This window comes from Heyndrickxia coagulans DSM 1 = ATCC 7050, from assembly GCF_000290615.1.
In the GTDB taxonomy this organism is placed as follows: Bacteria; Bacillota; Bacilli; order Bacillales; family Bacillaceae_C; genus Weizmannia; species Weizmannia coagulans.
Map to the genome: position 1 here is coordinate 1 of NZ_ALAS01000203.1, position 1,365 is coordinate 1,365.

3 protein-coding genes are annotated in these 1,365 nt (G+C 45.1%); all 3 read right to left on the minus strand.

Annotated elements, in window-relative coordinates; genetic code table 11:
- Positions 1 to 115: 115 nt before the first annotated feature.
- Positions 116 to 301: a hypothetical protein gene (locus IC21_RS10210; RefSeq protein ID WP_035180871.1), complete on the minus strand. Its 186-nt coding sequence runs from the start codon at positions 299 to 301 to the stop codon at positions 116 to 118.
- A complete protein-coding gene (locus tag IC21_RS10215; RefSeq protein WP_035180873.1) occupies positions 291 to 1,082 on the minus strand; it encodes an ExeA family protein in 792 nt (263 codons plus the stop codon). Before IC21_RS10215 ends, IC21_RS10210 begins: the two co-directional genes overlap by 11 nt.
- Before the next feature lie 3 nt (positions 1,083 to 1,085).
- On the minus strand, positions 1,086 to 1,365 hold a 280-nt coding region (locus IC21_RS10220; RefSeq protein WP_193351980.1), incomplete at its 5' end, for a Mu transposase C-terminal domain-containing protein.

Genomic DNA, 1,365 nt, shown 5'->3' on the forward strand with positions numbered 1-1,365 from the left:
TGTCCGCAGCCACCTTCAATGTCGGTTGTATGGCCAGTGGCAGTGACGGGGCAACTGTCTATCGGCCACCCACAATGCCACTGGCATTTGGAAAAGACAAATGAATGTCGGAGATCTAAAACGGATGATCCCCGAGTAATTCCCTCAATTCCTTTTTAAGCAAGGCATTCAATTGATTTAAAGCATTTTTCATCTCTAATAATTCGCTTATTTCCTTTCTTAACCCTTCAATCGTAGCTTCCATCTCATCAATACCATTTCCCCACTGTTCATAATACTGGGTACACTCTTTACAGCTCATTGATCACCCGGTGAATATGAGATTCACCCACGACCTTATTTCCCTGTATAAAGGCATCCAGCAAGCTTTGGCTACAAAGTGTGTTTACCTTTCTCGGAACTCCCTGGCTGAAGTTATAGATTGCCTGAATCGCCTCTTCCGAAAAGACCTCATGCGGTGTTTCCACCACCCTCAATTGATGCCCGATATAATCGGCTGTTTCTCTTTCTGTCAGGCTACTCATTTGGCAGCGCATCTGGATCCGTTGGTCAATCGCTTCCAGATGCTTTACTTTCAATAGATTCCGCAGGCTGGGCTGTCCTGCCACAATCAGGGATAATGGAGACATGGAGTCTTCCCTAAAATTGAGGATGAAGCGCAATTCCTGCAACATAGAGTCAGAGAAGTGGTGAGCCTCATCCAAAACAATGACAATTTGCTTTTTTTCATTTTCATATATATCCAGCATCAAGGACTGATACTGCCGTTTCACATCATTTGACCGAAAAGCAGGCTGTATTCCGAAGTTCTGCAGCACTTCACGGTAAAAAAGCTTTGGTGTCAAAGAAGAGTCACATATATAAAGATAATGATAATGAATAGGGTCCAGGTGATGAACCAATGAGCGAATGGCCGTAGATTTCCCCATGCCAGCTTCCCCTGTCAGTAGGCAAAACTGGCGATTCTGGACAGCATATTCCAACCGTGCGGCAGCTTCCTTATGGCTGGAGGAAGCAAACAGGACATCAGGCGCAATTTCACGGGTGAAAGGAACTCCTTTCATTTCAAAAAAATCCAGCATCCGTTATTCTCCTCCTGTCTGTTTCTCTTTTAATCTCGCAAAACTGGTCGTGCCCACTTGTTTTCGTTTTTCTTCCTCCTGCTGTTTCTTTAACTGTTCCAAGAAACTGGAAACTCCCGCGGGAGTACGGTCATGGTCCGCATCGTCCGGCAATTTGGAATGGCTTTGATTGTGGAGTACCGCAGGCTTCGCATCATCAAAGCGCTCGTCGTCCTTCCATATTTGAATTGTGGATAAATCAAAAGGATTATAGCGTATCTGAATTCGTTTCCCTCGCAAGGAG

What these genes read in the sequence shown, in the direction of transcription:
- IC21_RS10215 (WP_035180873.1), bottom strand. Translation starts at nt 1,082, where the DNA reads ATGCTGGATTTTTTTGAAATGAAAGGAGTTCCTTTCACCCGTGAAATT.
- IC21_RS10210 (WP_035180871.1), bottom strand. Translation starts at nt 301, where the DNA reads ATGAGCTGTAAAGAGTGTACCCAGTATTATGAACAGTGGGGAAATGGT.